Annotated in this window: 15 protein-coding genes and 1 pseudogene; all 16 read left to right on the top strand. The window is 33.1% G+C overall.

Translation table 11 applies throughout. The annotated features are described in order from the left end of the window. Nucleotides 1-1,927: gliding motility-associated C-terminal domain-containing protein (locus tag BOW57_RS17985; RefSeq protein WP_129056261.1), on the top strand; the 1,927-nt coding region annotated here is incomplete at its 5' end. Between the two features lie 52 nt (nucleotides 1,928-1,979). Further along, entirely contained in the window at nucleotides 1,980-2,885 is a 906-nt protein-coding gene (locus BOW57_RS17980; RefSeq protein ID WP_129056259.1) for a type IX secretion system membrane protein PorP/SprF, read from the top strand. An 11-nt stretch (nucleotides 2,886-2,896) separates the two neighbouring features. Next, nucleotides 2,897-4,984 (top strand): OmpA family protein, encoded by a 2,088-nt coding sequence (locus BOW57_RS17975; protein ID WP_129056253.1) that lies wholly within the window; start codon nucleotides 2,897-2,899, stop codon nucleotides 4,982-4,984. Nucleotides 4,985-5,246: 262 nt separating this feature from the next. Beyond that, a complete protein-coding gene (locus tag BOW57_RS17970; RefSeq protein ID WP_089054429.1) occupies nucleotides 5,247-5,672 on the top strand; it encodes a CBS domain-containing protein in 426 nt (141 codons plus the stop codon). A 158-nt stretch (nucleotides 5,673-5,830) separates the two neighbouring features. Further along, the gene (locus BOW57_RS17965) at nucleotides 5,831-8,122 is read left to right on the top strand and encodes an NADP-dependent malic enzyme (RefSeq protein WP_089054430.1); all 2,292 of its coding nucleotides are present in this window, start codon (nucleotides 5,831-5,833) and stop codon (nucleotides 8,120-8,122) included. Between the two features lie 78 nt (nucleotides 8,123-8,200). Further along, nucleotides 8,201-8,782, top strand: coding sequence for a Holliday junction branch migration protein RuvA (ruvA, locus tag BOW57_RS17960; RefSeq protein ID WP_089054431.1), 582 nt, complete (start codon nucleotides 8,201-8,203; stop codon nucleotides 8,780-8,782). 24 nt (nucleotides 8,783-8,806) lie between these two features. Next, nucleotides 8,807-16,009, top strand: a complete 7,203-nt coding sequence (gene sprA / locus BOW57_RS17955) for a cell surface protein SprA (protein ID WP_129056249.1) — start codon at nucleotides 8,807-8,809, stop codon at nucleotides 16,007-16,009. An 85-nt stretch (nucleotides 16,010-16,094) separates the two neighbouring features. Continuing rightward, nucleotides 16,095-16,475, top strand: coding sequence for a glycine cleavage system protein GcvH (gene gcvH, locus BOW57_RS17950; protein WP_089054433.1), 381 nt, complete (start codon nucleotides 16,095-16,097; stop codon nucleotides 16,473-16,475). Beyond that, nucleotides 16,468-16,851: a VanZ family protein gene (locus BOW57_RS17945; protein WP_089054434.1), complete on the top strand. Its 384-nt coding sequence runs from the start codon at nucleotides 16,468-16,470 to the stop codon at nucleotides 16,849-16,851. The genes gcvH and BOW57_RS17945 overlap by 8 nt, the downstream gene beginning before the upstream one ends. Before the next feature lie 116 nt (nucleotides 16,852-16,967). Next, on the top strand, nucleotides 16,968-17,711 hold the full coding sequence (deoC, locus tag BOW57_RS17940) for a deoxyribose-phosphate aldolase (protein ID WP_129056247.1): 744 nt from the start codon (nucleotides 16,968-16,970) through the stop codon (nucleotides 17,709-17,711). 18 nt (nucleotides 17,712-17,729) lie between these two features. Continuing rightward, nucleotides 17,730-19,844 carry an energy transducer TonB gene (locus tag BOW57_RS17935; protein WP_129056245.1) on the top strand — a complete coding sequence of 705 codons (2,115 nt, stop codon included), beginning with the start codon at nucleotides 17,730-17,732 and terminating at the stop codon, nucleotides 19,842-19,844. A 156-nt stretch (nucleotides 19,845-20,000) separates the two neighbouring features. Continuing rightward, nucleotides 20,001-20,903 (top strand): heme o synthase, encoded by a 903-nt coding sequence (cyoE, locus tag BOW57_RS17930; protein ID WP_129056243.1) that lies wholly within the window; start codon nucleotides 20,001-20,003, stop codon nucleotides 20,901-20,903. A 6-nt stretch (nucleotides 20,904-20,909) separates the two neighbouring features. Further along, complete coding sequence (locus tag BOW57_RS17925) at nucleotides 20,910-21,497, top strand: cytochrome c oxidase subunit 3 (protein ID WP_089054438.1); 588 nt, start codon at nucleotides 20,910-20,912, stop codon at nucleotides 21,495-21,497. A 42-nt stretch (nucleotides 21,498-21,539) separates the two neighbouring features. Beyond that, nucleotides 21,540-22,526 (top strand): cytochrome c oxidase subunit 3, encoded by a 987-nt coding sequence (locus BOW57_RS17920; RefSeq protein WP_089054439.1) that lies wholly within the window; start codon nucleotides 21,540-21,542, stop codon nucleotides 22,524-22,526. 18 nt (nucleotides 22,527-22,544) lie between these two features. Continuing rightward, nucleotides 22,545-22,896 (top strand): annotated as a pseudogene (locus tag BOW57_RS17915) (cytochrome C oxidase subunit IV family protein). A gap of 78 nt (nucleotides 22,897-22,974) precedes the next feature. Beyond that, on the top strand, nucleotides 22,975-23,631 hold the full coding sequence (locus tag BOW57_RS17910) for a hypothetical protein (RefSeq protein WP_129056241.1): 657 nt from the start codon (nucleotides 22,975-22,977) through the stop codon (nucleotides 23,629-23,631). Nucleotide 23,632 lies beyond the last annotated feature (1 nt).

Raw genomic sequence — 23,632 nt, 5'->3', positions numbered from 1 at the left:
AGTAACTTCAGTTATTGTAGTTAGCCAGCCGACAATCGATGCAGTAGCAGAAACGACAGCTTCGATCAATGGTTACACAGGAGGAACAACTCCAGCCTTAACGTTAAATGATAAATTAAACGGAGCTGCAGTAGTAGTGGGTACTAACCCAGGGGAGGTAAAAGTTACCCCAGTAACTGTGCCATCAGGATTAACTCTGAATGCAGACGGAACAGTAACAGTTGCAGCAAATACAGCTGCAGGAAATTATGATGTAACGTACAAAATCTGCGAAGTAACCAATCCAACAAATTGTGATGAAGTAACTTCAACTATAGTAGTAGGTAAATCAATTATCACTGCATTGACGGAGACTACAGATGCAATCAATGGAAGAGTTGGTGGAACGACATATTCATTAGTTAAAAATGATCTTTTAAACGGAGTTGCAGTTGTTATTAAAAATAGTAACGGAGGAGTAATCTTGACAAGTATAAATGTACCAGCAGGATTAACTTTAAATGCAGACGGAACTGTGAAAGTAGATGCGGGAACGCCAGTAGGACTTTATGAGGTTGAATATACAATTTGCGAATTTTTAAATCCAACGACAAATTGTGCAAGTGTCAAAAGTTATGTTCTTGTTACAGGTTCAGCTCCTAGTGCAGGGTTATTAAAAGCAAATGATGACAATGGAGGAACTATAGATACTAATAAAGGAGAAAAACCAAACGTAAATGTCTTTAAAAATGACACTTATAATGGTTTGCCATTAGATCCTTCAACTGTTATTTTAACAACAGTAGTTTCAAATCCTAATTTAATTCTAAAAGCGGATGGATCAATAGAAGTAAAAGATGGAACTCCAGTTGGGGATTACGAATTGACATACCAAATTTGTGAAGTCTTAAGTACAGATAATTGCAGTCAGGCAAAAGTGAAAGTTTCAGTAGAAAACAGTGTTGATCCTGAACCGCCAGTTTCAGAAATTGTTTTAGGTAATGATACTGCTGTTGCCGATGGAATAAATGGTTCACTTGAATTTATAAATGTTTTAGATAATGATTTCTTAAATGAGAAGCCAATTAACTCTCTAGATATTATAATTACTAACATATCAAAAAGTCCATATTTTGAATTTAATTCAGATGGAACCGTAAATGTGAAACCAAATACGCCGGGAGGAAATTATACAATTGCATATCAAGTTTGCGAAAAAGCAGATTCATCTAATTGCAGTACCGGAATGTTAAATGTTTTTGTTGAAGTTCCAGAAATTGCACTTGTTAAAACAGCTGTATTCAATGATGAAAATGGTAATGGAGTTGCAAATGCTGGAGAAACAATTACATACAGATTTGTGGTAACAAATACAGGAAATGTTCCATTAAAAGGAGTTATGATTACAGATCCTTTAGTTGGTGTTAAAGTCTTTGGGCAAGCAATTGACCTAGATGTAAACGAATCTAATGATACCAATTTTACTGCAGAATATAAGATAACACAAAGTGACATTAATCACGGAAGTGTAAGTAATCAAGCAAGTGTAAAAGGAAGCAGTGCAAGAGGAGTTGTAGTTGAAGATATTTCTGATGATGCAAGTATTACAGATGATAAACCAACTGTTTTAGGTCTAACCGGATGTGTAATAAAAGTCTTTAATGCTTTCTCTCCAAATGGAGATGCTAAGAATTCAAGATTCTACATTCAAGGATTAGAATGTTATCCAAAAAATACAGTAGAGATCTACAATCGTTGGGGAGTATTAGTTTTTGATATTGACCGTTACAATAATGAAGATCGAGTGTTTACAGGATTTTCACAAGGGCGTACAACTATTAGTGAAACTGCTGGATTACCTGTAGGAACCTATTTTTATATTATTAAATATGTAGATAGCGATTCTAACCCTCACGAACTTTCAGGTTATTTATATCTAAATAAATAAAAATTACAAACGGCTTAGTATTAAGCTAAGCCGTTTTTTTAAATTCTTTTAAATGAAAAAATTAAGCTTAATTTTTATATTCTTTTCCATTGTAGGCTTTGCGCAGCAAGATGCTCAGTATACACAATACATGTACAATACTATAAATGTAAATCCCGCATATGCTGGTTCACGAGGAGTAATGAGTGTTTTCGGATTGTATCGTACCCAATGGATAGGGCTTGACGGCGCACCAAAAACCAGCAGTTTTTCATTAAACACACCAATAAATAACAGCGATATCGGAATAGGTATTTCGCTTGTAAATGATAAAATCGGACCTACAAATGAAAATACCTTATCAACAGATATATCGTATTCAATACCAACATCCGAAACCTTCAAACTTTCGTTTGGAATTAAAGCAACAGCCAATTTATTCAATTTAGACATAAACAAACTTAATCCCGAAGATCAGGGAGATCCACAGTTTCAGGACTTAAATAATAAGTTCTCACCAAATATTGGAGCAGGAGTTTATTGGCACTCAGACAAAGCCTATGTTGGTTTTTCCATTCCAAATTTCATAGAAACAAATAGATATGATGACAATGATGTCGCAATTTTTAAAGATAAAATCAACTATTACTTAATGGCAGGTTATGTATTTGATCTTAATTATTATCTCAAATTTAAACCAGCTGTTCTAACAAAAATGGTTCAAGGAGCCCCTTTACAAGTTGATTTATCTGGAAATTTTATGTTTAATGAAAAGTTTGTCGTGGGATTGGCTTACAGATGGAGTGCTTCATTAAGTGCAATGGCAGGTTTTCAAGTCTCAGAAGGAATGTATATAGGTTACGCTTATGATCGTGAAACTACTAAGCTAAATAACTATAATTCAGGTTCTCACGAGATATTCCTTCGTTTCGAGTTTTTTAATAATTATAATAAAATGATATCTCCAAGATTCTTCTAATATATGCCATAATGAAAATTAAAAAAATAGGTTATTCAGTTCTATTACTATGCTTCTTTTTCCAAATAAATGCGCAGACAAAACTTATAAGTAAAGAAAATAAAACTAAAAGCAGCAAGGAGGTTAAACTTGCAAAAAAAGAAGAGAAGGCAAAAAAAGCATATGCAAAACGAGTAAGTAAAGCGGATAAAAAATATGACAATTATGAATATGTAGACGCTATAAAGGCCTACAGAAAAGTAATGGAAAAAGGAGATTTTGACGAAAAACTGCTTCAAAGACTTGGAAACTCTTATTATTTTACAGCCGATTTAAGAAATGCAGAAAAATGGTACGGAGAACTTTACAGAATCAATAAAAATCAATTACCAGAATATTTATACAGGTATGCGCAATCCTTAAAATCAGTAGGACATTATCAAAGAGCAGATCAAATCTTAGAAATATTTAACACCAGAGCTGCGTCAGAAAATAGAGCTGCTTTAGTTAGAAACGAGAAAAATTATTTAGACGAAATTAAATCCAATTCGGGACGATTTGTAATCGCCGATGCTGGAGTTAATTCTGAATTTTCAGATTACGGAGGAGTAATTTATGATAACAAGATTATTTTTACTTCAGCAAGAGATACCGGCGGAATAGCCAGAAAAAACTTTAAATGGACAAATAAATCCTTTTCTACTTTTTTTACAGCAGATTTATTACCAGATGGAAGTGTTGGAAAAGTGAAACTTTTCTATAAAAAAGACCATGGAAACTTTAATGAATCTTCTCCAGTGTTTACAAAAGATGGACGCACAATGTATTTTACCCGAAATAATTTTATTGATGGTAAAAGAGGAGAAAATAATAAGAATGTAACGCTTCTTAAACTTTATAAAGCAGAATTGGTTGATGATAAATGGGATAATATAAAGGAGCTGCCTTTCACAAGTGATCAATACAGTACTGCACACCCTGCTCTAAGCATAGACGAAAAAACGTTGTATTTTGCTTCAGACATGCCTGGAACTCTTGGAGAATCTGATTTGTACAAAGTAACCATAAATACAGATGGAACTTTTGGAACTCCTGAAAATTTAGGAGCACGTGTAAATACAGAAGGTAGAGAAACATTCCCGTTTGTCTCAGGTGATAATGAATTGTATTTTTCTTCAGACGGACGTCCAGGTCTAGGAGGCCTTGATGTGTTTGTTGTAAAAATGAATGAAGACGGAACGCTGGACGAAGTTCAAAATGTTGGACAGCCAGTAAACAGTAAACAAGATGATTTTGCTTTTATAATCGACAGTAGAAAGAGAAATGGATTCTTTTCGTCAAACCGCGAAAACATGCATGATTCAGATAATATCTATCGATTTACAGAAATAAAAAAATTGGTATGCGAACAAGCGCTGTCAGGAATAATTACAGATGCTGAATCAAATGAAATTTTAGCAAATGCTTCTCTTATTTTGTTTGATGAAAACTTCAATACGCTGCAAAATGTTGAATCTGATGAAAAAGGCAATTATGCTTTTGAAAATGTAAAATGTGGAAAGAAGTATTCTATAAGAGTTGTTAAAGACGGTTTTAACAGAAAAGATGTTTCAATTGTTTTAAAGAAAGAAAATGGTAAAACTGAATTACCAATTGGGTTGCATAAAAATGTGCAGCCTGCCGAAATTAAGAAAATAGCGGTAAATAAATTAGCTATTAAACCTTTGAAAATAGGGACTATTAACGTCGGATCAGATTTGGTAAAATTACTTCACATTCCGATGAACTTTTTTGATTTAGGAAAAGCTACAATTAAAAAATCATCCGAAGCTTCGCTAATTAAAGTTGTACAAGCCTTAAATCAGTATCCGAATTTAAAATTAGATATTCGATCACATACAGACAGCCGATCTTCATCTGAAAGTAATCAAATTTTATCTGATAAAAGAGCCCAGTCAACAAGAGATTGGTTAATAAGTAAAGGAGTTGATGCCAGTAGATTAACGGCAAAAGGATATGGTGAAACACAGTTAGTTAATAAATGTGCAGACGGTGTAAAATGTACCGAACAACAGCACCAGTTAAACAGACGCAGCGAATTTATTGTAGTTGCAATGTAAAAAATAAGTTTCTTTAAAATCTAATAAGCCCTTTTCTAAATCTAGAAAAGGGCTTTTTTCTTGAGAACTCTTTAAAAGTTAAAAAAGCTGATTTTTGGCAAAAAAGAGCCGTAAATGTTTTTGTTCTTTAGTATATAGTTTTAAAAAGTTAAAAAACAATGTATAATGTTTAAAATGAATGTGTTGTGTTTTTAAAAGATAGAGTTAGAAGTAAATAGTGTGCAATTTTTTTTTAACTTTATAAATCTAAAATTTTTCAGATATGACTGTAGATCAAATACTAAACGCAAAAGGTAAAAATGTTTATTCGGTACATTCAACAACAACAGTTTATGAGGCTTTGAAAGTAATGGGCGAAAAAAACATAGGAGCAATCCTTGTTATTGACGGAAATGACTTAAAAGGAATTTTATCTGAAAGGGATTATGCTCGAAAAATTGTTTTAAAAGATAAGTCTTCCAAAGAAACCCTTGTGCATGAAATCATGGAAAGCAATGTTTTTTCGGTTAAATTATCCAATAATATCGAGGATTGTATGGAGTTGATGAGTTCAAAGAGAATCAGACATCTTCCAGTTTTAGAAAACGAAATTGTAGTAGGAATAATTTCGATCAGCGATGTGGTAAAAGCTGTTATCGAAATTCAAAAAGACACCATTAACCACTTAAATTCCTATATCTCACAGTAAATAAATTTTATGAAATATAACTTTTTAAATAGTCCATTATGTCATGGGCTATTTTTTTGACGTTATTAATTTAACATTTTAACAAAAGAAAGTAGTAAAAACATACCTTTTTAAGCTAAGACTTATATCTTTGTAAGCTAGAATAAAAGCTAAAAATAATGAACAAAGAGAGTAAAAAAAGAGAGGCATTACTGTACCACGCAGAGCCAACTCCAGGAAAAATTCAAGTAGTTCCAACAAAAAAATATGCAACCCAAAGAGACTTATCACTGGCTTATTCGCCGGGAGTTGCTGAACCATGTTTAGAAATTGCAGCAAACAAAGAAGACGTTTATAAATACACAGCAAAAGGAAATTTAGTAGCTGTAATTTCAAATGGTACAGCTGTTTTAGGTCTTGGAAATATAGGTCCAGAGGCAGGAAAGCCAGTAATGGAAGGGAAAGGTTTACTGTTTAAAATCTTCTCAGACATTGATGTTTTTGATATAGAAATTGATACCGAAAATGTTGAAGAATTTATTCAAACGGTAAAAAATATTGCCCCAACTTTTGGAGGTATCAATCTTGAAGATATTAAAGCACCAGAATCTTTCGAAATTGAAAGAAGATTAATAGAAGAATTAGACATTCCGGTAATGCATGATGATCAGCACGGAACTGCGATTATTTCTTCTGCAGCTTTAATCAATGCACTTGAATTAGCAGGCAAAAAAGCCGAAGAAGTAAAAGTTGTTGTTTCAGGAGCAGGATCTGCTGCAATTGCTTGTACTGACCTATATGTTTTATTAGGAGTAAAAGTCGAAAATATTTTAATGTACAATAGTAAAGGACTTTTAACAAAAGACAATCCTTCACTTTCAGAATTACAATTAAAGTACGCGGTTAACGGTCCTAAAATTGATTTAGCAGATGCAGTAAATGGAGCAGATGTTTTCATCGGATTATCATCAGGAGATATTCTGTCACCTGAAATGTTATTGACAATGAAAGAAAATCCGATTGTGTTTGCAATGGCAAATCCAAATCCGGAAATCGATTATAATTTAGCTGTTCAAACGCGAAAAGACGTTATTATGGCTACAGGACGTTCAGATTTTCCTAACCAAGTAAATAATGTTTTAGGTTTTCCATATATTTTTAGAGGAGCGTTAGATGTACGTGCTACTAAAATTAATGAAGAAATGAAAATGGCGGCTGTAAAAGCTTTAGCTATTTTAGCAAAAGAACCAGTTCCAGAACAAGTTAACGTAGCTTATGGTGCAACAAAATTAGGTTTTGGTCAAGAATATATCATTCCTAAACCTTTTGATCCTCGATTAATTACTATTGTAGCACCTGCAGTTGCTAAGGCAGCAATGGAATCTGGAGTAGCAAAAAAACCTATTACAGATTGGGCAGCTTATGAAGATGTGCTTCGTGAGCGTATGGGTAACGATAACAAGATGGTGCGTTTAATTACCAATCGTGCTAAATTAAATCCTAAGCGAGTTGTTTTTGCAGAAGCAGATCATTTAAATGTTTTAAAAGCGGCTCAAATTGTTTATGAAGATGGTATTGGTTCGCCAGTATTATTAGGAAATAGAGAATTAATTTTAGAATTAAAAGCCGAATTAGGTTTTGATGCTGATCTTGAAATTATTGATCCTAAAACTAATGAAGAAGAAGCAAGACGAAATCGATTTGCAAATTCTTATTGGGAAACCAGAGAACGTAGAGGAGTTTCATTGCTTGATGCTCAGAAGTTTATGCGCGAAAGAAATTATTTTGCAGCAATGATGGTTAATGAAGGAGAAGCTGATGCTGTAGTTACAGGTTATTCAAGAAGTTATCCAAGTGTTGTAAAACCAATGCTTCAGCTAATCGAAAAAGCGCAAGGAGCATCTCTTGTTGCAACTGCAAACATGATGCTTACCTCTCGTGGACCAATGTTCCTTTCAGATACAGCAATTAATATCAATCCAAGTTCAGAAGATCTAGTAAACATAGCTATTATGACGGCAAAAACAGCAAAAATGTTTGGTGTTGAGCCTGTTATAGCGATGGTTTCTTATTCAAACTTTGGATCATCAACAAGTCAAAGTGCTTCAAAAGTAAGAGAAGCAGTTGCTTACTTACATAAAAATCATCCAGACATGATTGTTGATGGTGAAATTCAAGCAGATTTTGCTTTAAATCCAGATATGCTTAAAGAAAAATTTCCTTTTTCTAAATTAGCAGGTAAAAAAGTTAATACATTAATCTTTCCTAATTTAGAGTCGGCAAATATTACATACAAATTGTTGAAAGAGTTATATAAAGTTAACTCTATTGGGCCAATTATGATGGGAATGGGTAAACCAGTTCACATTTTTCAATTAGGAGCAAGTGTTGAAGAAATGGTCAACATGGCAGCAATTGCGGTAATTGACGCGCAGCAAAAAGAAAGTAAAAAAAACAAATTAGCAGAGTAGTACAATAAAGTAAGGATCAAATAATATTGTCTTAATTTTATTGCATTTTTGTTATATTTGATACTTATAAATAATACTATGATAGCACATTTGCAAGGGAAATTAGTTGAAAAAAATCCCACAGAAGTCGTAATTGATTGTGGTGGAGTGGGATACCATGTAAACATATCGTTGCATACCTTTTCATTAATTCCTAACGCTGATTTTATAAAATTGTATACGCATCTTCAAATCAAAGAAGATGCGCATACTTTATTTGGTTTTGTCGAAAAATCAGAGCGAGAAATATTTAGAATGCTTTTGTCTGTTTCAGGAATTGGAGCCAATATTGCAAGAACAATGCTGTCTTCTATTGAACCTAGACAAATTATCAATGCCATAGCATCGGGAGATGTCGGTGTTATTCAATCTATAAAAGGAATTGGAAACAAAACAGCACAGCGAGTAATACTTGATTTAAAAGAAAAAGTGTTAAAGTTGTACGATTTAGATGAAGTTTCCGTAGTTCAAAACAATACAAATAGAGATGAAGCGTTATCTGCTTTGGAAGTTTTAGGATTTGTTAGAAAAACTTCAGAAAAAGTAGTCGAAAAGATTGTAAAAGAAGATCCGGAAGCTACCGTAGAAACGATTATTAAAAAAGCATTAAAAAGCTTGTAAACCCAATCTTGATAAACGAATTGTATGCGTAAAATTTGTATTTTTTTGCTGGTTTTATTATGTGGTAACGTTTTGCGATCACAAGTAAATCCGGCGGCTCAAGATACAACCAAAACTCAGTTTTCTGTTGGAAAATTGGAGTTAGAAAATCCGCCTAGTATACTCTCAGCTTATCGATATGATCCAATTACAGATCGTTACATTTATACAAAATCAGTCGATGGTTTTTCTATTGATTATCCCCTTATTTTAACACCCAAAGAATACGAAGATTTAGTTTTAAAAGAATCCAGAAGAGATTATTTTAGAAAGAAATCCGATGCAATCGATGGTAAGAAAGCAAACAGTGAAGCTGCCAAAAAAGATTTACTGCCACGCTACTATATTAATTCAAGTCTTTTTGAAAGTGTATTTGGAAGTAATACTATCGACGTAAAACCTACCGGATCTGTTGAGATGGATTTAGGTATGCGTTATACAAAACAAGACAACCCTTCATTCTCACCTCGTAATAGATCAAGTCTTACCTTTGATTTCGATCAGCGAATCAGTATGAGTTTAATGGGTAAAGTAGGAACAAGATTAGAGGTAAATGCAAATTACGATACACAATCAACATTTGCTTTTCAGAACTTATTTAAACTGGCCTATACACCATCAGAAGATGATATCATCCAAAAAGTAGAAGTTGGTAATGTCAGCATGCCGCTTAATAGTACCTTAATTCGTGGAGCTCAGAGTTTGTTTGGGGTTAAAACACAGTTGCAATTTGGAAAAACAACGATTACAGGTGTTTTTTCAGAACAAAAATCACAAACAAAAAGCGTCGTTGCCGAAAACGGAGGAACAGTTCAAAACTTTGATTTGTATGCTTTAGATTATGATAACGATCGACACTTTTTCTTATCTCAGTATTTTAGAAATAAGTATGACGCATCTCTAAGGAATTATCCAATTATTGATAGTCGTGTACAGATAACGAGATTAGAAGTTTGGGTAACCAACAAACAAAATCGTATAAGCACAAACAATAATAACTTAAGAAACATTATAGCGCTTCAGGATTTAGGTGAAGGCCAGATTAGTGGTATTCCAGATAATGAAGTTGTTGTAATAAGTTCTAGCACTGGATTTTTTAATAATCCTGTAGATACACCAACAAATAATACCAATAATAAATATGATCCAGCGACCATTGGTCAAGCAGGAGCATATTTAAATTCTAATATTAGAGAAATTGTAACTGCAAAATCAGGATTTAATAATACCAATGTAAGCGAAGCCACTGATTATTCGGTATTAGAAAATGCTCGAAAATTAACAGCTGCAGAGTATACATTTAATCCTCAATTAGGATATTTATCGTTACAGCAGCGTTTAGCAAACGACGAAATTTTAGCAGTAGCTTTTGAATATACAGTGGGTGGAAAAGTGTACCAAGTAGGAGAATTTGGAAGTGATGGTATTGACGGAACAGTAGTTACTGGAAATAATAATAGCAATCAGGCAATTATAACACAGAGCTTAGTTTTAAAAATGCTGAAAAGTAATTTGACAAACGTTAAAAATCCAGTTTGGAATTTGATGATGAAAAACGTTTATCAGATTCCACAGGCCTATCAAATTAAGCAAGACGACTTTAGGTTAAATATCCTTTATACAGATCCATCGCCTATAAACTACATTACACCAGTTCAAGGAACTACTTTTCCTCCAAATCCAGCGCCAGATAGTAAAGTGGAACAAACGCCATTATTAAACGTTTTCAACTTAGATCGCTTAAACTATAATAATGATCCGCAAACAGGTGGAGATGGATTTTTTGATTACATTCCTGGAATAACAGTCGATGTTCAGAACGGGCGTGTAATTTTTACAACAAAAGAACCTTTTGGGGAGCTTATCTTTAAAAAATTACAAAACAGCGCAGGAGAAACATATAACGATCCAACAACTTACAATGCCAATCAGCAAAAGTATGTTTTTAGAAATATGTATAAAAACACTCAGGCAGGAGCATTGCAAGACAGCGATAAAAATAAATTCTTATTAAGAGGAAAATACAAATCATCAGGAAGCAACGGAATACCTATTGGAGCATTTAATGTACCTCAAGGATCTGTTGTGGTTACTGCAGCCGGACGAAGACTAGTTGAAGGTATCGATTATAGTGTCGATTACCAACTAGGAAGAGTGCAAATTTTAGATCCTTCACTTCAGGCATCAAATACCCCAATAGAAGTTTCATTAGAGAATAATTCAATCTTCGGGCAGCAGACTAGAAGATTTATGGGATTCAATGTCGAGCATAAAATTTCAGATAAATTTGTTGTTGGAGGAACTTATTTAAAAATGACCGAAAGACCATTTACTCAAAAATCAAGTTATGGTCAAGAGTCAGTAAATAATACCATTTTTGGTTTTAATGGAAATTACTCGACAGAAGTTCCGTTTTTGACAAGATTAGCAAACAAATTGCCTAATATTGATACCGATGTACCTTCAAACTTATCTATTCGCGGAGAAGTCGCATTTTTAAGACCAGATGCACCAAAAGCAAGTGATTTTGAAGGAGAAGCAACCATTTATGTTGATGATTTTGAAGGTTCACAGACTACAATTGATATGCGATCTGCTTATGCATGGAGTTTAGCATCAACACCATTTGTGAATTCTATAAACGATAATACATTTAATGCCAATTCAAACACTTTAGAATACGGTTATAAAAGAGCAAAACTATCTTGGTATACCATTGATCCAATTTTTTATTCCTCAAAACCATCTGGAATTTCAAATGATGATTTGTCTTTAAATACAACAAGAAGAATTTACAGCCGAGAATTATATCCAAATACCGATATTGCTCAAGGACAGATTCAGGTAGTCAATACGCTTGATTTAACCTACTATCCATCAGATAGAGGACCTTATAATAATAATCCAAATTTTAGTTCAAGCAATCCATCGTCAAATTTTGGTGGAATCATGCGAGCTTTAAACTCAACAAATTTTGAACAAGGAAATGTAGAGTATATTCAGTTTTGGGTGCTGGATCCTTATGTTGGAAATGGAGAAACACCAGGAACTAATACAGGTAAAATATATTTCAACTTAGGAGAAATTTCCGAAGACGTTTTAAAAGACGGAAGAAAACAATATGAAAACGGATTAGGGCCAGATCAAATTATGGTTAACCCGCAGCCGCTTTGGGGAGATGTCCCTGCATCACAATCTTTAATTTATGCTTTTGACACCAATCCAGAGAACCGAAAAAATCAAGATGTTGGTTTAGACGGTCTGCCAAGTTCAAAAGAAGGGGCAATTTATACAAATTATGCAGGAGAAGCTGACCCTGCCGCAGACGATTATACCTATTACTTAAATACTGACGGTGGGGTTCTTGAACGTTATAAAAACTATAACGGAGTTGAAGGAAACTCAGCAGTAAGTATTAATGATCCAAATCGTGGTTCAACAACTCTTCCAGATGTTGAAGATATTAATCGTGATAATACGATGAGTACCATCAATGCTTATTACGAATATAGTATTGATGTAAAGCCGGGAATGCAGGTAGGACAAAATTATGTTACAGATATTAGAGAAGTAAGTAATGTCGAACTGCCAAACGGAGGAACAACTACAGCAAGATGGATTCAGTTTAAAATTCCAGTTTCTCAGCCACAAAACACAATTGGTAATATTACAGATTTTAGATCTATTCGTTTCATGCGTATGTTCATGACAGGATTTAATAATCAGACTACCGTAAGATTTGGAGCCTTAGATTTAGTAAGAGGAGAATGGAGAAGATATACAGGAACCCTTGATGCAAATGATCCAAATCCAGACGATGATGGAGTAGAGTTTGATGTAGCGGCAGTAAACATTCAAGAAAATGGAACAAAGTGTCCGGTAAATTATGTAATTCCACCGGGAGTTCGAAGAGAGCAGTTGTATAATAACAATACTGTTATCAATCAAAACGAGCAATCTTTAGCGGTGCGAATTGGTGGTGTAGGTTTGCAGTATCAAGATTCAAGAGCGGTTTTTAAAAACGTAAGTGTTGATATGCGTCAATACAAAAAACTTAAAATGTTTTTACATGCCGAATCTCTGCCAAATGAAAATACACTTGAAGATGATGAAATGGTTGGTTTTATTCGTTTCGGAAATGACTTTACACAAAACTTCTATCAAGTAGAAATTCCATTAAAAGTTACCAGAACCGGAGGTTCTTGTACGATAAGTCCAGACTTAGTGTGGATGGAAGAGAATAATATAGATTTAGCTCTTGATTTGTTGACCAGAATGAAAATTAAAGCCATGTCTATTGATATCAATTCAGATAAGCGCGATATTAATGGAATTTATTATCCAGATGATGATTTATCAAGCGGAGGAGATGGTGACGGCAGATTAAAATTAGGTATAAAAGGAAATCCTAATTTTGGTTTAGTGCGAAACTTAATGGTGGGAGTAAAAAGCAGGGCCGATCATAAAGATATAAAAGGAGAAGTTTGGTTTAACGAACTTCGATTAGCTGATTTAGAGAATAAAGGCGGAATGGCAGCAATATTAAATGTTGATACTAATATGGCCGATTTTGCAACTGTTTCTGCAACTGGTAGAAAAAGTACTATTGGTTTTGGATCTTTGGAACAGGGTGCAAACGAGCGAAGCCGTGAAGATATACAGCAATACAACATTGTTACCAATTTAAATTTAGGAAAATTACTGCCTCCAAAGTGGGGAATCAACCTGCCGTTTAATTATGCAATAGGTGAAGAAGTGATTACGCCAGAATATGACCCTTTTAATCAAGATATTAAGTTAGATCAGTTAATAAGAGAAACAACAAATGAGGCCGAAAAAGACAATATCAGAACTCGTGCTGTAGATTATACGAAACGTAAAAGTATCAACTTTATTGGTGTTAGAAAAGACAGAGCTCCAGAGCAGAAACCTCATGTTTATGATGTGGAGAATTTTACATTTTCACAATCATACAATCAAGTCGAAAGACATGATTATGAAGTTGAAAGTTATGAAGACGAGCAGTCTAGTACAGCAGTAAATTATGCCTATACATTTCAACCCAAAGAAGTAGTTCCGTTCAAGACTACAAAGTTTATGAAGAAAAGTGATTATTGGAAAATGTTAAGCGACATCAATTTTAATTATCTGCCGTCAAACATATCTTTTAATACTAATATTTTAAGACAAAGCAATCGTCAGCAGTATAGAATAGTTGAAGTCGAAGGTATTGGACTTGATCCTCTTTATAGAAGAAATTTTGCCTTTAATTATCAATATGGTTTTGGTTTTAACTTAACTAAATCATTAAAGCTAAATTACTCAGCAGCATCAAATAATATCGTTCGAAATTTCTTAAACGATGATAATTCTCCAAAAGAAGATTTTAATATTTGGGATGATTATTGGGATATTGGTACGCCAAACCAGCACGTTCAGCAGTTAATATTGAACTATGATATTCCAATCAATAAAATTCCAATCTTTAGTTTTGTAAAAGCGAGTTATTCTTATACGGCTGATTACAGTTGGAATCGTGCTTCAACAGCATTTACTCAATACGAAGACACCAGTGGTAATATATACGATTTAGGAAATACAATCCAAAACGCAAATTCTAATACACTTACTACAACCTTAAACATGAATATGTTGTATAAGTACTTAGGATTAACGCCGGGTGCAAAATCTCCTGCAAAACCTAAAACAGCAGCTCCGCCAAAACCAGGTGAGAAAATTGTTAATACAGCCAAACCAGTTGTAAGCAGCAGTCCTTTTTATGATGGTTTAATCGGTGTGTTGACCAGTGTGAAAAATGTTCAAATTAATTACACCAAAAACAGCGGTACCGTTTTACCTGGATATACGCCAAGTATTGGTTTCTTAGGAACATCAAAACCAAGTTTAGGATTTGTATTTGGAAGCCAAGATGATGTTCGTTACGAAGCTGCTAAAAATGGATGGCTGACAACTTACCAAGATTTCAATCAAAGTTTTACACAAGTTTCAAATAAGCTTTTAAAAGTTACAGCAAACATTGATTTGCTTCCCGACTTAAAAATTGATTTGGCAATGGATCGCGCCTATTCTGAAAACTCATCAGAACAGTTTAGTGTTGATCCAGCAACGAGAGAATATTTGCCGTTGTCGCCTTATACTTATGGAATGTTTTCTATTTCGACAGTTTTGATTAAAACAGCTTTTTCAACTAGTAATGAAACACAGTCTGCAGCATTTGATGATTTTAGAAATAATCGCTTAATAATTGCAAACCGTTTGGCAGAAGAACATTATGGCGCAGGAGTGGAAATTCCTAGATATGGAGATGCAAATAATCCAATTCCAGCAGAAACAGATCCTAATTATAAAATATATGTTTCCAATCAAGGGTATCCTATTGGATATACAAAAAGTAATCAAGCTGTTTTGTTACCATCATTCTTGGCGGCATATACAGGCGCTGATGCTTCTGGTTCATCTACTGATATTTTTAGAAGCTTTCCAATTCCAAACTGGAGTATTAAATATAATGGATTAATGCGCTATAAGTATTTTAAAGATAAGTTTAAGCGTTTCTCATTACAGCATAATTATAGAGCATCTTATACTGTGAATCAGTTTAGATCTAACTTTGATTTTAATGATCCTGCTAAGACGCAAGACGTTAATACTAATTTTTATAATCAAATTATTATGTCTAACGTTAACTTAGTTGAGCAGTTTAGTCCATTAATTCGAATGGATTTTGAATTGAAGAGTTCTTTACGAGTGCTTTCTGAGATTAAAAAAGACAGAGCATTATCAATGAGTTTTGATAATAATTTATTGACAGAAGTTAGAGGAGTAGAATATATAGTTGGATTAGGATATCGTTTTAAAGACGTTATTTTTTCGTCAAGATTAGCAGATTCTCCAACAGGAATTATTAAGAGTGATATAAATATTAAGGCCGATTTCTCATTTAGAAATAATGAAACATTAGTGCGATATTTAGATTACGATAATAATCAACTTGCGGCAGGACAAAATATCTGGTCATTAAAATTAACAGCTGATTATTCTTTTAGTAAAAACTTGACAGCAATATTTTATTACGATCATTCATTTTCAAAAGCTGTTATTTCAACATCATTTCCTTTAACGAATATTAGATCCGGGTTCACACTTCGATATAATTTCGGAAATTAAATTTGAGTTTCTAAACAGGAATTTATTAGAAGATTATTACATTTGTTGCAGAATTATTAAATTATCAATTTTCAAACACACAATTATGAGCATACCAGCAAATTTAAAGTACACAAAAGATCACGAATGGGTTAGCATCGAAGGAGATGTTGCAACAGTAGGAATTACTCATTTCGCACAGAAAGAGTTAGGAGACATTGTGTATGTTGAAGTAGAAACTTTAGATCAAACACTTGATAAAGACGAGGTTTTTGGAACAGTTGAAGCTGTAAAAACAGTTTCAGATTTGTTTTTGCCTTTAACAGGAGAAATTATTGCTTTTAATGATAGTTTAGAAAGCGCTCCAGAAACAGTAAACTCTGATCCTTACGGAGCAGGATGGATGATTAAGATAAAAATTGCAGATGCTTCAGAAATAGAATCATTATTGTCTGATGAAGCATACAAACAATTAATAGGTGCCTAAACAAATCCTTTTAATCTGGGCGATTATTTGCTCGGGAATCATTGCATACCTTTGTTTGATAGATTCAAGTAAAATACCAGCAGTCAATTTTCCGAGTATAGATAAAATCGTGCACTTTTGTTTTCATTTTGGATTTACAATTTCTTGGATTTGTTTTTTTAAAAAAGAACTCAAAGGAAAAGAAGCAGATGATTACAAAGCCTATTTGATTTCGTTTATATTCTCCGTTTTTTTCGGAATTACAATCGAAATTTTGCAAAATATTGCAACAGTTACAAGAGCTTCAGATGTAACAGATATTTTAGCAAATGCATTAGGCGCAATTGTAGCAGTTTTTTCTGCTATAGCTTTCAAAAAACAGATTGACAAAATATAAGAATAGGATAACCCACTTCGGTGGGTTTTTTTATGGTTTAAAAATAAAGATTTCTAAAAATTTATTTTGTCAGAATTTTAATGTATTTTTGTAGAATTCGATCTAATTTCAAAATTATGAATGTTAACCAATATTTAGATTCAACATATTTAAAAACAGCTTCTCAAGCCGGACTTACAGAAGAAGAGAATACTATTGTCGTAAAAAAAGCAATTGAAGAAGCAATTCAGGAAAAGTTTAAATTAATTATGATCAGGCCAAATTTTGTGACTATGGCCAAAGAAATGATTGTAAAAGCAAATTCAGCTTTACTTGTTGGTACCGTAATAGATTTTCCAGAAGGAAAATCAAGTTTAGAAATTAAGATAAAAGAAGCCAATGAAGCAATTGAAAATGGAGCCGATGATTTGGATTTTGTTTGCAATTATGAAGCTTTCAAAAATGGTAATACTGAATTAGTGAAACAAGAAGTTCTAATAGGAACTCAGATTGGGCTGGCAAACAATAAAACCGTAAAATGGATTATAGAAGTCGCAGCTTTGAATGAAAAAGAAATTATTCAGCTTTCGTCACTTATAAAAAATGTAGTTGTATCCAATTTTAATGAAGAAGATTACGCATCAGTTTTTGTGAAATCTTCAACAGGATTTTATAAAACCGAAAATGATCTGCCAAACGGTGCAACAATTCCTGCTGTCATTATAATGTTAGAAAATGCATCTCCTTTGTCTGTAAAAGCTGCAGGCGGCGTTCGTTCGTATGAAGATGCAGTAGAAATGATTCGTTTAGGAGTTAAACGTATTGGAACTTCAGCAGCAAAAGTAATTTCAGACGGTGGCAATACTACAAATCAGTATTAATTATAAGTCTAAATTTACGTGAACAAGATTTTTTTACTTGTTGTAGCTCTTTTATATCCTTATTTTCTCTTTTCACAAGAAACAAAAATAAAGCTCGGTTTTTCCACAGAGCAATTTCCAGTTTTTTCAAATTGTGAAAATCTTCAATCTAAAAATCTTGAAAACTGCTTTTATAAAGAAGTTCAGGATTTTGTATTTAATAATTTTAAAGTTCCCGAAAATCTTCAGCACAACAATTATAAAGGAGAAGTTAAAGTGCTTTTTGAAGTTGATGCCAATGGGAGTTTTAAAGTAATTTATGTAAATGCAGCAAATGATTTATTGTCTGATGAAGTCAAACGAGTTTTTAGTAAATTTCCTAAAATAAAACCTTCTACTTACAGCGGAAAACCAACTTACTCTCAATATACCATCTCCATTGACATACCTTTAAAAAATGCAGATCAAATAGCCCAAGAAGCTTTGACTGCCGCCGCGATTTTAAGGCCAGTCGAAAAACCTATGACAGAATTAGACAGTATAGTCTATAAAAAGTACAAAATGCCTGAATTTGAAAGTCATTTAAATGTACCTTTTTCACACAGTTACTATGCGCAGTTTGACGGCGCGCTCAATCAAATTGGAAGTAATAATCATACAGCTTCAAAACCTTATACTTATACAGAAGTGTCTAGATATTATAATCTGAGAGCAGTAAATCAATCACTTCAAAAAAACGTTTCGACTTGGTTAGGAAGAAAATTTTGGAATGAAAATATGGTTCAGATTCAAGGAGAGGATTATTGGCTGGCATTAAATCCAATTGTCGATTTACAAATAGGAAAAGCCTCAGATATTGATGCTTCGTATACTTATGTAAATACTCGCGCGTTGAATTTTAGAGGAGGATTAGGAAAACAAATTAATTTCACTACAACAGTTTTTGAAAGTCAAGGTCGTTTTGCAGGTTATTTTAATGATTATGCCGAATCGATAAAACCATCTGGAGGAAATCCTGCAATTATCCCGGGAGTTGGAATTGCCAAGCGATTTAAAACTGATGCTTATGATTTTCCTTTAGCAGAAGCTGATATAACTTTCACACCAAGTAAAGTTTTCGATTTTCAGTTGGGTTATGGAAGAAATTTTATTGGAGACGGCTATCGTTCTTTACTTGAAAGTGATGGAGCCGGTCCATATCCTTATTTTAAAATTAATACCACTTTTTGGAAGATAAAATACACCAATACTTATATGTGGCTTAAGGATGTTCGTCCAGATGTGACAATCGAGAAAACATATGCATCAAAGTTTATGGCAAATCATTACTTAAGCTGGAATGTTTCAAACAAATTAAACTTTGGCTTTTTTGAATCTGTAGTTTGGACAGATTCTAATAATAGAGGATTTGATGTTAATTTTGTAAACCCAATTATTTTTTATCGCACAGTTGAATTTACATCTTCCTCAAAAAGCGGAAATGCGCTTTTAGGGATAACGTCAAAGTACAAATGGAATAATCAGATCAATTTATATGGGCAGTTTTTAATAGATGAATTTTCTGTATCAGATGTAAAAGCAGCAAATAAAAGCTGGAAGAATAAATTTGGAAGTCAAATTGGAGCCAAATATTATAATGCGTTTCAAGTAAAAGATCTGTTTTTGCAGTTAGAATACAATCATGTTCGACCTTATGTGTACTCGCACAGCGCTGTAATTACAAATTACGGACACAATAATCAAAGTATTGGGCATCAGTGGGGAGGTAATTTTGAAGAACTAGCGGCAATCGCACGTTATCATAAAGGGCGTATTTTTGCAGATGCCAAAATTACAACCGGTACAAGAGGATTAGATTTTGACACTGCAGAAGACAATTACAATTATGGTGGAAATATTTATAAAGGTTATGATGAAAAAAGACCTTATAATACCGGTGTAAAAGTAGGGCAGGGAAATAAAACAAGTATTTTTATTGGCGATATTCAAGGTGGTTATCTGATAAACCCAATTACTAATTTAAAACTTTTTGGGAATTTTATTTATAGAAATTTTGATCCAACAAAAGAAACCGCGTCAACTTTTAAGCAAAATACCACATGGTTTACGGTAGGATTACGCTCTGATATTTTTAATTGGTACTTCGATTATTAAAATTTTTAATAAGATTTTTCGAAGTAATTGTGTTAAAGAATTGAAACTTCTCGATTTGGGACAGTTTTATTGAAAAAAATCTAAATTTATAGTTCTAAATTCTACAATCAAATTTGTACATTTGCACCACTCAAAAAAAATACAAACACTACGGTATTGAACGCTTCAAAAAAAACATTTTCAATAAAAGCAATATTTCAGGATTTCAAAGAGATTACTAAAGCAGGTTTAGCTATTAGTGTTTTGTTTTCTTCAATTGCTGGATATTTATTAGGTGTAAATGATGAGCATCCTTTTAAATGGAGTGTTTTGGCGGTTTTGGCAGTTGGAGGTTATTGTATGGTTGGAGCATCAAATGCTTTTAACCAAGTAATCGAAAAAGACATCGATTCATTAATGGATCGCACAAAAAATCGTCCAGTTTCTTCAGGACGTATGTCGCCAACAGCAGCGTTAATTGTAGCTAGTTTACTTACCATTATTGGTATTTCATTGCTTTATACGATTAATGCTAAGTCAGCAATGTTTGCTGCAATTTCAATATTCCTATACACAAGTATTTATACACCATTAAAAACAGTAACTTCATTGTCTGTATTTGTAGGTGCATTTCCTGGAGCAATTCCTTTTATGTTAGGCTGGGTTGCTGCAACAGGAGAATTTGGTATAGAAGCAGGTACATTATTTTTAATTCAGTTTTTCTGGCAGTTTCCTCATTTTTGGGCAATTGGCTGGTTTTTATATGAAGATTACGAAAAAGCAGGAATCTTTATGCTTCCAACCGGAAAAAAAGATAAAGGGACAGCTCTGCAGGTTATTTTATATACAGTTTGGCTTATTATTGCTTCATTACTGCCAGTTTTGGGGTATACAGGACAATTGTTTATTTCGCCAATTGCTGCAGTTCTAGTGTTTTTATTAGGCTTATGGATGTTATTTTTTGCTGTTCGTTTGTATCAGCTTCGAACTGCAAAAGCAGCAAGAACATTAATGTTAGTTAGTGTTTCTTATATTTCGCTGTTGCAGATAGTATATATAGTAGATAAATTTTTAAGATAGTTATTTATGGAAATGACAATGACAAAAAGTGAAGAGCAAGTAAGGAAATCAAAATCAGCTAAGTTGATTTTGTTGTTCGCAATGGTTAGTATGACCATGATGTTTGCTGGACTTACAAGTGCATTTGTGGTGAGTAAGTCAAGAGCTGACTGGTTGAAGAATTTTGAATTGCCAACAGCGTTTTATTATAGTACAGCAGTTATTATTGGGTGCAGTGTTACTTTTTATTTGGCTAAAAAAGCCATTCAAAAAGGAAATAGAAGCGCTACAACTGCTTTTTTATTAGGAACATTAGCCTTAGGAATCTTGTTTGTTGTACTGCAGTTTGCTGGTTTTGGACAAATCGTTCAAAGCGGGTATTATTTTACTGGAGAAGGTAGCTCAATTACTACAACTTTCTTATATGTAGTAACCGTTACGCACTTATTGCACTTGGCTGGAGGGTTAATTTCACTTTTAATTATAATTTATAATCATTTTAAACAAAAATACAATTCGACTCAAACTCTTGGAATAGAACTAGGTGCGATGTATTGGCACTTTTTGGATTTATTATGGTTATATTTATTTTTATTTTTATATTTCTTTAAATAAGAAAAAAACGTAAATTTGGGAACTTTTTAACGAATATCTTTTATGGGAGCGACAGTTACTACTGCAAACAACGACGAAAAAACTTGGGGAGGCGGTCATGAGATTCAGCCACTAGGAGCAAGTTATGGTAAAATGATGATGTGGTTTTTTATCGTATCAGATGCCTTGACTTTTTCTGGATTTTTAGGAGCCTATGGTTTTTCTAGATTTAAATTTATTGAAACTTGGCCATTGGCTGATGATGTGTTTACACACTTTCCTTTTATGCATGGTGTTTCGGCTCCTATGTATTATGTAGCCTTAATGACTTTTATTTTGATTTTTTCATCTGTAACAATGGTTTTGGCTGTTGATGCAGGGCATCAATTAAAGAAAACAAAAGTTGCAATTTACATGTTCTTAACAATTATTGGAGGTTTAATCTTCGTGGGCTCACAAGCTTGGGAGTGGAAAAACTTCATTAAAGGTGAGTACGGTGCAGTTGAAACAGTAGGTGGTAGTTTGTTACAATTTGTTGACAAAGACGGTAAAAGAGTTGCTCTTGCAGATTTTGCTGTAAAATTACCAGAACAAAGAGAAGCTTTGACAAGAAATAAAACAACTTGGTTCATGGAAGATGCTCATGCATTGCCATCTTACACAGTTGCCGAAGTTCAAGCAGGATTTAAAGCACACCCTGAATTATTGATCAGAACAGAAAAGCTTACTGAGAAAAAGAAGAAAACTGTTCTTGATAGAGCAGAATCTGAAGCTCATTTAGCAACTGCAAAATATGTAGTAGAAGGTGCAAACTTGATTAGAAATGAGTACGGAAACAAATTGTTCGCTGATTTCTTCTTCTTTATTACAGGTTTCCACGGATTCCACGTATTTTCTGGAGTAATTATTAATATCATTATTTTCTTTAATGTGTTATTAGGAACTTACGAGAAAAGAAAAAGCTACGAAATGGTAGAGAAAGTTGGTTTATACTGGCACTTTGTAGATTTAGTTTGGGTATTTGTATTTACAGTTTTCTACTTAGTTTAATTTTAGATTTTAATTATTATGTCACACGAGCACGTATCAAATACAAAAAGAATCTGGTTTGTTTTCGCTTTACTATCAGTAGTAACTACAGTAGAAGTTATTTTAGGTATTCTTAAACCAGAATCATTAGAACTTACTCATTTTGTTGGTTTGAATTTATTAAACTGGATATTTTATATCTTAACTATTTTCAAAGCATATTATATAGTATGGGCATTTATGCACATGGAAGGTGAAAAAAAGCAACCTTAGATGGTCTGTTGTATCACCTGTTATATTCCTAGTTTTATATTTATTGTTTATTCTATTGACAGAAGGACATTATATTTATGGGGTTTTTAAAGATTCTACTATTAAATGGAATTTTTAACATGATATTAATTCGAAAAGAAGCTCCGTTTTGCGGAGCTTTTTTTATTTTTGTACCTCAATAACTTCTGTTAATACAATGAAAAAAAATATAGTTCTTTTTGTACTTTTTGTTTTGCCAATTGTAGCCTATTTGTTTTTTGCTTCAGGCGTAAATAGTTTTACAACACTTCCGGTAATTACACCAAAGATTGCTGATTTTGGAGATTGGAAATCTTTAGATGGAAAAAAAGTTTCTCTCGATAAAAAAATTACGGTTTTAGGATTTTCGGGTTCTGATATTTTAAGTAACAGAGGAAATTATTTTAATCTCAACGAAAAAATATACAAACGTTATTATGGTTTTGAAGATCTTCAATTCGTAGTAGTCTGTCCAGAAGGTACAGAAGAAGAAGCTCAAAAAGTACTTGACGCACTTAAGCCTTTTACAGATGTTAAAGGATGGAATTTTATTTTTGCTCCACCTGCTGAAATTGAAGCTTTTTACAATCAATTGCATTTAAAAGGAAAACTAGATAAAAACCTTGGAACTCCAAATGTTTATATCATAGATAAAGAAAGAAACTTAAGAGGTCGTAAAGGCGGAGACAAAGATAAAAAGGACGAGTACAAAGAAGGGTATAATACTTTTCATCCTTCAGAATTGAGTAATGAAATGCTTGATGATTTTAAAATTATTTTGTATGAATACCGTGCAGCATTAAAAAAGAATCATAACGCTACTAAACAACTTTAAA

This window comes from Flavobacterium sp. YO64 (genome assembly GCF_004119505.1).
Taxonomy (GTDB): domain Bacteria; phylum Bacteroidota; class Bacteroidia; order Flavobacteriales; family Flavobacteriaceae; genus Flavobacterium; species Flavobacterium oncorhynchi.
The sequence above is the reverse complement of the archived record's forward strand: the minus strand, read 5'-3'. Positions and strand labels throughout refer to the sequence as shown.

What these genes read in the sequence shown, in the direction of transcription:
- BOW57_RS17980 (WP_129056259.1), top strand. Translation starts at nt 1,980, where the DNA reads ATGAAAAAATTAAGCTTAATTTTTATATTCTTTTCCATTGTAGGCTTT.
- BOW57_RS17975 (WP_129056253.1), top strand. Translation starts at nt 2,897, where the DNA reads ATGAAAATTAAAAAAATAGGTTATTCAGTTCTATTACTATGCTTCTTT.
- BOW57_RS17970 (WP_089054429.1), top strand. Translation starts at nt 5,247, where the DNA reads ATGACTGTAGATCAAATACTAAACGCAAAAGGTAAAAATGTTTATTCG.
- BOW57_RS17965 (WP_089054430.1), top strand. Translation starts at nt 5,831, where the DNA reads ATGAACAAAGAGAGTAAAAAAAGAGAGGCATTACTGTACCACGCAGAG.
- ruvA (WP_089054431.1), top strand. Translation starts at nt 8,201, where the DNA reads ATGATAGCACATTTGCAAGGGAAATTAGTTGAAAAAAATCCCACAGAA.
- sprA (WP_129056249.1), top strand. Translation starts at nt 8,807, where the DNA reads ATGCGTAAAATTTGTATTTTTTTGCTGGTTTTATTATGTGGTAACGTT.
- gcvH (WP_089054433.1), top strand. Translation starts at nt 16,095, where the DNA reads ATGAGCATACCAGCAAATTTAAAGTACACAAAAGATCACGAATGGGTT.
- deoC (WP_129056247.1), top strand. Translation starts at nt 16,968, where the DNA reads ATGAATGTTAACCAATATTTAGATTCAACATATTTAAAAACAGCTTCT.
- BOW57_RS17925 (WP_089054438.1), top strand. Translation starts at nt 20,910, where the DNA reads ATGGAAATGACAATGACAAAAAGTGAAGAGCAAGTAAGGAAATCAAAA.
- BOW57_RS17920 (WP_089054439.1), top strand. Translation starts at nt 21,540, where the DNA reads ATGGGAGCGACAGTTACTACTGCAAACAACGACGAAAAAACTTGGGGA.
- BOW57_RS17910 (WP_129056241.1), top strand. Translation starts at nt 22,975, where the DNA reads ATGAAAAAAAATATAGTTCTTTTTGTACTTTTTGTTTTGCCAATTGTA.